Source organism: Vreelandella olivaria (assembly GCF_023507745.1).
Classification (GTDB): Bacteria; Pseudomonadota; Gammaproteobacteria; order Pseudomonadales; family Halomonadaceae; genus Vreelandella; species Vreelandella olivaria_A.
Genome location: NZ_JALPZO010000113.1, coordinates 47,831 through 55,204 on the forward strand (window position 1 = coordinate 47,831; position 7,374 = coordinate 55,204).

At 54.2% G+C, this 7,374-nt stretch carries 10 protein-coding genes; 6 read left to right on the forward strand and 4 right to left on the reverse strand.

Annotated elements, in window-relative coordinates:
- The first annotated feature begins 36 nt into the window (after nt 1-36).
- From HP566_RS10910 to HP566_RS10935, 6 genes are all read left to right on the forward strand, one after another.
- The gene (locus tag HP566_RS10910; RefSeq protein ID WP_249977290.1) at nt 37-804 is read left to right on the forward strand and encodes an SDR family NAD(P)-dependent oxidoreductase; all 768 of its coding nucleotides are present in this window, start codon (nt 37-39) and stop codon (nt 802-804) included.
- A 67-nt stretch (nt 805-871) separates the two neighbouring features.
- Complete coding sequence (locus HP566_RS10915) at nt 872-1,669, forward strand: enoyl-CoA hydratase-related protein (RefSeq protein WP_249977291.1); 798 nt, start codon at nt 872-874, stop codon at nt 1,667-1,669.
- Nucleotides 1,670-1,734: 65 nt separating this feature from the next.
- Nucleotides 1,735-2,874 (forward strand): cyclohexanecarboxyl-CoA dehydrogenase, encoded by a 1,140-nt coding sequence (aliB, locus tag HP566_RS10920; RefSeq protein ID WP_249977292.1) that lies wholly within the window; start codon nt 1,735-1,737, stop codon nt 2,872-2,874.
- Nucleotides 2,875-2,945: 71 nt separating this feature from the next.
- Nucleotides 2,946-3,425 (forward strand): MarR family winged helix-turn-helix transcriptional regulator, encoded by a 480-nt coding sequence (locus tag HP566_RS10925; protein WP_249977293.1) that lies wholly within the window; start codon nt 2,946-2,948, stop codon nt 3,423-3,425.
- 125 nt (nt 3,426-3,550) lie between these two features.
- Nucleotides 3,551-4,741, forward strand: a complete 1,191-nt coding sequence (locus HP566_RS10930) for an ABC transporter substrate-binding protein (protein ID WP_425348184.1) — start codon at nt 3,551-3,553, stop codon at nt 4,739-4,741.
- Nucleotides 4,742-4,809: 68 nt separating this feature from the next.
- Complete coding sequence (locus HP566_RS10935) at nt 4,810-5,478, forward strand: nitroreductase (RefSeq protein WP_249977295.1); 669 nt, start codon at nt 4,810-4,812, stop codon at nt 5,476-5,478.
- Between the two features lie 97 nt (nt 5,479-5,575).
- Here the strand turns inward: HP566_RS10935 and HP566_RS10940 are convergent, their stop codons facing one another.
- From HP566_RS10940 to HP566_RS10955, 4 genes are all read right to left on the reverse strand, one after another.
- Nucleotides 5,576-5,962, reverse strand: a complete 387-nt coding sequence (locus tag HP566_RS10940; protein ID WP_249977296.1) for a hypothetical protein — start codon at nt 5,960-5,962, stop codon at nt 5,576-5,578.
- On the reverse strand, nt 5,946-6,302 hold the full coding sequence (locus tag HP566_RS10945; RefSeq protein WP_249977297.1) for a hypothetical protein: 357 nt from the start codon (nt 6,300-6,302) through the stop codon (nt 5,946-5,948). The genes HP566_RS10940 and HP566_RS10945 overlap by 17 nt, the downstream gene beginning before the upstream one ends.
- Nucleotides 6,292-6,675, reverse strand: coding sequence for a hypothetical protein (locus HP566_RS10950; RefSeq protein ID WP_249977298.1), 384 nt, complete (start codon nt 6,673-6,675; stop codon nt 6,292-6,294). The genes HP566_RS10945 and HP566_RS10950 overlap by 11 nt, the downstream gene beginning before the upstream one ends.
- Nucleotides 6,662-7,374 (reverse strand): YtzC family protein (locus HP566_RS10955; RefSeq protein ID WP_249977299.1); only part of this gene is annotated, 713 nt, incomplete at its 5' end. The genes HP566_RS10950 and HP566_RS10955, both read right to left, overlap by 14 nt.

Genomic DNA, 7,374 nt, shown 5'->3' on the forward strand with positions numbered 1-7,374 from the left:
GCTATACGCCTCACATAGCCAGTATGGGAAGACAATATGCAAGGTTTAACCGGAAAAACCGTCATAGTGACCGGAGGCGGCGGCGGCATTGGCCGCGCGGTGTGCCAACGCTTTGCCCAGGAAGGCGCGCTGGTCGCTGTTCTTGACCGTGACGAGCACGCCGCCCAGCTAAGTGTCGACAGCATTTTAGCAATGGGTGGTAAAGCTTGTGCTTACGCGACTGATATCACCGATTACGCTGCCATCGAAGCGACCGTCAAGCGCATCGAACAAGAACTCGGCATACCCACCATTTTAATTAATAACGCGGGGTTTGACCGCTTTCTGCCATTTCTTAAAACCGATCCCGCCATGTGGAACGCGCTGATTGCCGTCAACCTCACTGGCGCGCTCAATATGCACCATATCGTACTGCCAGGAATGGTTGAGGCCGGCGGCGGCAAAGTGGTCAACATTGCCTCCGACGCTGCCCGAGTGGGGTCATCCGGAGAAGCCGTTTATGCCGCCTGTAAGGCGGGACTATTGGGGTTAAGTAAAACCCTCGCCCGGGAGCTGGCGACAAAAAACATTACGGTCAACGTCGTTTGCCCTGGCCCTACCGATACGGCCCTTTTAAAAGACGTAGCCGATACCTCCCACGACCCTGAAAAGTTACTGGAAGCCTTCCGCAACGCCGTACCCATGCGCCGGATAGGCCAGCCTGAAGATTACCCTGGGATTATCGTGATGCTCGCGAGCGACGAAGCGAATTTTATTACCGGGCAGGTGATCAGCGTCTCCGGCGGGCTGACCATGGCGGGTTAACGCAAGCCGCTTACAACAACAAATTGCTTACAACGAAAAGCCGCGTATAAAAACAAGGAGCTGCATCATGAGCCATACCACTCACTATGAAGACATTTTGTATGAGGTAGACGACGGCGTCGCGACAATCACGATTAACCGACCCGAGCGCTATAACGCCTTCCGCGGGCAAACCTGTATGGAACTGCTGAATGCCTTCAACCGTGCTGGCTGGGATAAATCGATTGGCGTCATTGTGCTCACCGGTGCGGGTGATAAAGCATTCTGTACCGGAGGCGACCAGGGTGCACATGAGGGCCAATACGATGGCCGCGGCATCATTGGCCTACCGGTAGAGGAACTGCAAACGCTTATTCGCCAAGTTCCCAAGCCGGTCATTGCACGGGTGAATGGGTTTGCCATTGGTGGCGGACATGTCCTGCATGTGATCTGTGATTTAAGTATTGCATCAGAAACGGCTATTTTCGGCCAGGTGGGCCCAAAAGTGGGATCGGTCGACCCCGGCTTTGGCACCGCTTATCTGGCCCGCGTGATTGGCGAGAAACGGGCCCGTGAGATCTGGTATTTATGCCGCAAATACACGGCTCAGCAGGCGTTCGATTGGGGGCTGCTCAATGCGGTGGTGCCGCCTGAACAGCTCGACGATGAGGTGCGTCAATGGTGCGACGAAATTCTTGAAAAAAGCCCTACCGCTCTCTCTATCGCCAAGCGCTCTTTCAATGCAGACAGCGAAAATATCGCCGGTATTGGCGCTCTCGGCATGCAGGCCCTCAGCCTTTACTACAACACCGACGAATCCAAAGAGGGAGTGGCCGCTTTCAAAGAAAAGCGTAAACCCGAGTTTCGCAAATACTATCTGTCATAACGTATCAGCCATAAACGTTACTCCCCTTTTACCAAGGGCAGACTCAAGAGAGCGAGTAAAGTGCCATGAATTTTGCATTTACCGAACAACAAGACGCTATTCGCGATACTATCGCCCGGTTTGCCAACGAACGATTAGCCCCTCGTTATCGGCAACGTGAGCAGGCGGCATACATTGAGCAAGAGATCGTCTCCGAGTTAGGGCAGATGGGCTGTCTTGGCGGTGAGCTACCCGAAGCGTTTGGTGGCAGTGGCCTTGACTGTATGACCACTGGCGTGATCGTTGAAGAGATCGCCAGGGGTGACTTTAATGTCGGCTACTTACCACTGCTCGCCTCTCTTAATGGTCAAATTATCGCTCAACACGCCCGACCGGAATTGGCTCATGAGTGGTTATCAGGCATGACGGCTGGCCGTAAAATCTGCTGTATCGCGCTTACTGAGCCACACGGCGGCTCAGATGCGGCCAACCTTAAGCTCAAAGCAACCCGCGACGGCGATAGCTTTCTACTGAAAGGCGAAAAAACCTCTATTTCCATGGCTGATCAGGCTGATGTGGCGGTCGTGTTTGCACGCACCGGCACACAAGAGCAGCGCGCCAGCGGCATCAGCGCCTTTTTAGTGCCAATGGACAGCCAAGGTATCTCCACCAGCCGCTTCGAGGATTCAGGCCAACGCGCCATTGGCCGCGGCTCTATTTTCTTCGACAATGTACGTGTGCCTGCCGATCATATGCTGGGCATCGAGGGACAGGGCTTTAAACAGGTTATGCAGGGGTTTGACTATAGCCGTGCATTGATTGGCTTACAGTGTTTGGCCGTTGCTCAGCAATCGCTGGATGAAACCTGGCAGTGGCTCACCCAGCGCGAAGCCTTTGGCCAACCGTTAGCCGCCTTCCAGGGCTTGACCCATCCGCTAGCGGAGTACCAGACCTACGTACAAGCGGCGCGGCTGCAGTGTTATTACGCGCTGTGGCTAAAAGACAACCAGCAACCCCATACCGCTGAAGCGGCAATGAACAAGTGGTGGGGGCCTAAGCTGGCTTTTGATGTGATTAAGCAGTGCATGCTGGCTCATGGGCATACGGGGTGGGGTGAAGATATGCCTTTTTCCCAGCGTATGCGTGATGTCCTCGGGCTGCAGATTGGTGATGGCACAGCTCAGATTATGAAAAATATTATTGCGCGTCAGTCGGTCTCTGCGTGAACGCTCGCTTTTTGCCTGTCTCACTTGATCGACTGGACGCTGATTCTATCGACCCAGTCAAGGATGTGCCAATGGCAAGTGAAGACGACAAAAGCGTGGCAAACCGACTATTTTTTCGGCTTTTTCAGGTCAGTAATATTCTGCAAAAGCAGACGATCAGCGAAGTGGGCCTGACGACCGTGCAGTGGGCGGTGCTGGGGGCCCTTTCGCGCAAAGGCTTTGAAGAGGGCATTTCGTTTAATGCACTGACTGAGTATTTGGTGGTTAGCCGTCAAAGTTTGGACGGCGTACTCAAGCGTTTGGAGCGCGATGCCCATGTTGAGCGTATTCCTCACCCCAATGACAAGCGTGCCCGAATTATTTTACTGACGAAACAAGGGCGCGCTTTTTGGGAGAGTTTGCAGCCCCGAATTCATGAGTTTTACCGTGATGGGCTTGGCAGTTTCTCCTTCGATGAGACCGTAAGCCTGCTGCACTATCTGAATAAACTTCAGCACGATTTGGAAAATACCGCGCTACACGCCAAGGAGGAGATGACGGACACACTATAACTCATCGAGCTAACGCCGCTTATGCGGCACACCAAGCGTCACTACCCATATCGATAACAATAATTTGCCTCGTCTTGCGCGGGGTTGGGGGTTCTATGTTTGCTCTACATAAACAGTCGTTAGTCATGGCTTTAAGCCTCGCATGTGCCAGTGCTTTAAGTAGCGCTCATGCCAGCATCAGCGATAACGAAATCCGCATCGGCTATTTGTCCGATATGTCCGGACCCTACCGGGATTTGGCCGGTCCAGGTGGCCTGAAAGCACTCAATATGGCGGTCGAAGATCACGGCGGTGAGATTAACGGTGCACCCATTGTAGTGTTTAGTGCTGATGATCGGAACAGCGCTGATGTGGGGGCCAATATCGTTCGTGAATGGATCGACCAGCGTAATGTGGATATGGTCGCAGGCATGGTGGCCTCGTCGGTGACTATCGCCGCGACCCAATTACTCGCCGACCATGACAAGCTCGCGATGGTCGCAGGTGCCGCTGCACTGAGTATCACTAACGAGTACTGCACACCCAACCATGTGCAGTGGGTCTATGATACTTATGCCATGTCCAATGGGGCCGCCAAAGCGATTCTTGAAGAGGGCGGCGACAGTTGGTACATGATTACCGCTGACTACGCCTTTGGTCACTCGCTGGAAAACGATGTCACCGCCGTCGTAGAAGCACATGGCGGTGAGGTCCTGGGCAGCGTTCGCCACCCGCTAAATACTAGCGACTTCTCCTCTTACATACTGCAAGCCCAAAGTTCAGGGGCCAAAATCGTTGGGCTGGCCAACGCAGGCGCCGACACCGTCAATGCGATCAGTACGGCAGGGCAGTTTGGCTTAGCGCAGTCCGGCCAATCACTCGCCGGGTTGATGGTATTTTTGAATGATATTCACGCCCTGGGCTTGGAAAGCACTCAAGGTATGCAACTGACCACTGGCTGGTACTGGGACTTAAACGATGATTCACGCGCCTGGGCAGAGCGCTATCAAGCACGCACTGGCCGAAAACCCACCATGGTGCAAGCAGGCGTCTACTCCAGTGTGACGCACTATCTCAATGCCGTTGAAGCGGCGGGCACCGACGACTCCACCACCGTGCGCGCCAAGATGCAGGAGACGCCCATTAACGACATGTTCGCCACAAACGGCTACATTCGTGATGATGGTCGCATGGTGCATGATATGTACTTAGCAAGAGTGAAAACGCCTGAAGCCTCCTCTAACGAGTGGGATCTTTATGAAATACTACGCACCATACCGGGTGAAGAAGCTTTCCAATCGCTGGAGGAGAGCCGCTGCCACCTAGTGGCCCAATAACATCATCCCCCCCTTCGCGCGGCACCACCCTAGCCAAGCGCCGCGCGACACTTTTAGGGAACGTTTGCATGCATGTAGATACCGCTATCACCAGCCGCAAATCAGTGCGCCGCTTTCTCGACACCGCCGTCGAACGCTCAACCATAATGCATATACTGCAGGTTGCCAGCCGAGCGCCCAGCGGTAGCAATATCCAACCGTGGCAGGTGCAAGTAGTGGCTGGCACCAACAAAGATAAGCTTTGCCAACGGCTGTTAGACGCCGTTGATCAAGAGCAAAGCGACCCACCGGAATACCACTACTATCCACAAAACTGGTTTGAGCCCTACCTGGAACGCCGCCGTCGCTGTGGCTTTGGACTCTACGCAGCGCTTGGCATTGGCCGTGAAGATAAAGCCAAACGACAGGCTCAGGCGCGGAGAAACTTTCACTTTTTTGATGCGCCAGTGGGGTTTTTCATCACCATGGATCGCCGCCTGGAAACCGGCAGTTTTATGGATTGCGGTATGTTTATCCAAAGTGTCATGCTGGCAGCGCGTGGTCAGGGGCTTCACACCTGCCCCCAAGCCGCCTTTGCCTGGCACCACGCAATTATTCGCGATGAACTAAAGCTGGATGAAAATTCGCTACTACTATGCGGTATCGCGCTGGGCTATGAAGATACCCAGGCCCCCGAAAATGCCTTTATTACCGAGCGTGAAAGCGTCGAGAGTTTTACGACTTTTCATGGTGTTTGAGCGAAAAAAGCCCTTCGCAGATCAGCGTGAAGCACAGGGCGTGGAATTGCTCACGCGACGGCTCTATCACCGGGAGTGCTGCGCGTTGCCGAGACACTTACCAAACACCAAACAGCATGCCTGCACCACCTATAGCCATCGCAAAAATAACGCATAATATCCAGCTAGCGTAGACCCATACTAACAGACGTTTTAATCTCACAGGTGCCTGATCAATCAAGTGTTCTTTTCCTCGTAGATCAAAGCGCCCTATAACATGCCTACCTTTGAACAGTATGGTCAGCCCATAAAATGTCATACGATGAAGGGAAAAGGGCAGTCCCTTGAGGTAAAGCTGTTCGGGGGAGTCCCACGCTCCAAAATAACGATCCGCCTCATCAATCTTGAAAAGCGCCACCACACTGGCGATAAATAATAACGCCAAGCTGAGCAAGCCGAATATGCCAGTACCAAAACCTACAATGGCTTCAGCGATTGTCATCATTGTTATCTCTATGTAGTGCTTGGTAAAAGAATAACCCTACCTGCTCCCCGAACGGCTCCACTGCTTTGGCGCCCCCATAAGCACCGGCGCCCGCGGCCACCACACCACATATCACTTTGCCGCGTGGATCGAGACTGACGGCTAAACATACGCCCCGGTTAACAGTAGCAGCACTGCCTGCCGCTCCACCAACAGTACGCCCCACCAACCTGCCATACTCGACATAGCGGATACGTCGGCACTCTTCCTCGCGTCCTGTGGAGCAGGCTTCGGCGATAGTGTCACGGGTCGCGTAGGTATCCAGCCCAACCCCTACGGCGCTGCCGAGTTTATAGATCACTAAGTAACATACCTGCACCAGCCATAGCTATCGCAAAAATAAGGCATAACATCCCCCCTGCGTAAAGCCATACCAACAGGCGTTTTAATCCCACCGGTGCTTGGTCGATCAACTCCGGCTTACCGTTCATAAAAACCCGCTGCACGAACTTGCTTTTCCTGAACAATATCTTAAAACCGTAATGCGTCATACGCCAAAGGCTGAAGGGCAACCCCTTAAGGTACAGCTGTTCGAGGGAGTCCCACTCGCCAAAGTAATGATCCGCTTCATCGATTTTGAAGAGTGCTACAATGCTGGCGATAAATAATAAAACCAAGCCTATGGCCCCAGCAAAGATGCCACTGAAACCAAATATAATATCAGTTACTGTCATCGTTCTCGTCACCATGTATGACCCGGTGGGCAAACGACCCTAACCACTCACCGAACGGTTCCAGCGTCTTGGAACCTCCATAGGCCCCAGAGCCAGCAGCTACCACGCCACATATCAGCTTACCGCGTGGATCAAGGCTGACGGCTAAACATACACCACGGTTAATAGCCGCACTGCCTCCAACGATCCCACCAACGGTACGCCCCGTGAGCCTGCCATATTCGATATACCGGATACGCCGACACTCTTCTTCGCGTCCTGTGGAGCAGGCTTCGGCGATAGTGTCACGGGTCGCGTAGGTATCCAGCCCAACCCCTACGGCACTGCCGATACTGGTGAGCTTGGCGGCCAGCCCCACGCGCGTTATCGCTTCGGACACTGTGGGTATCTCGAACTGGCGGAAACCTTGCGTCGCGGTGCGTAGGCCGTGCACCGCCTGACTCGCCTCAACGCCGATTCTGCGCTTTAGCGCCTCGCCGGTCGCGGGCAGGTTCAGCGGGCGGCGCAGCCAAGCGGGCACGGAGGAGTCGATACGCCGGAACGCAGCCTCGCGCAGGGCATGAAACTGTTCCCGCGTCTGGCCTATCGCTGGGTCCAGCGTGCGCTGGTAGAGATTGACCAGATTATCGAGTTCCATCTGCGCCTTGCTGAACAGGTTCTGCCCCGCTGCCGAGAAGGTGCCCAGTACCGTTGAGGCCG

Excerpts from the sequence above, each read along its gene's own strand:
- HP566_RS10910 (WP_249977290.1), top strand. The coding sequence starts at position 37 with ATGCAAGGTTTAACCGGAAAAACCGTCATAGTGACCGGAGGCGGCGGC.
- HP566_RS10915 (WP_249977291.1), top strand. The coding sequence starts at position 872 with ATGAGCCATACCACTCACTATGAAGACATTTTGTATGAGGTAGACGAC.
- aliB (WP_249977292.1), top strand. The coding sequence starts at position 1,735 with ATGAATTTTGCATTTACCGAACAACAAGACGCTATTCGCGATACTATC.
- HP566_RS10925 (WP_249977293.1), top strand. The coding sequence starts at position 2,946 with ATGGCAAGTGAAGACGACAAAAGCGTGGCAAACCGACTATTTTTTCGG.
- HP566_RS10930 (WP_425348184.1), top strand. The coding sequence starts at position 3,551 with ATGGCTTTAAGCCTCGCATGTGCCAGTGCTTTAAGTAGCGCTCATGCC.
- HP566_RS10935 (WP_249977295.1), top strand. The coding sequence starts at position 4,810 with ATGCATGTAGATACCGCTATCACCAGCCGCAAATCAGTGCGCCGCTTT.
- HP566_RS10940 (WP_249977296.1), bottom strand. The coding sequence starts at position 5,962 with ATGATGACAATCGCTGAAGCCATTGTAGGTTTTGGTACTGGCATATTC.
- HP566_RS10950 (WP_249977298.1), bottom strand. The coding sequence starts at position 6,675 with ATGACAGTAACTGATATTATATTTGGTTTCAGTGGCATCTTTGCTGGG.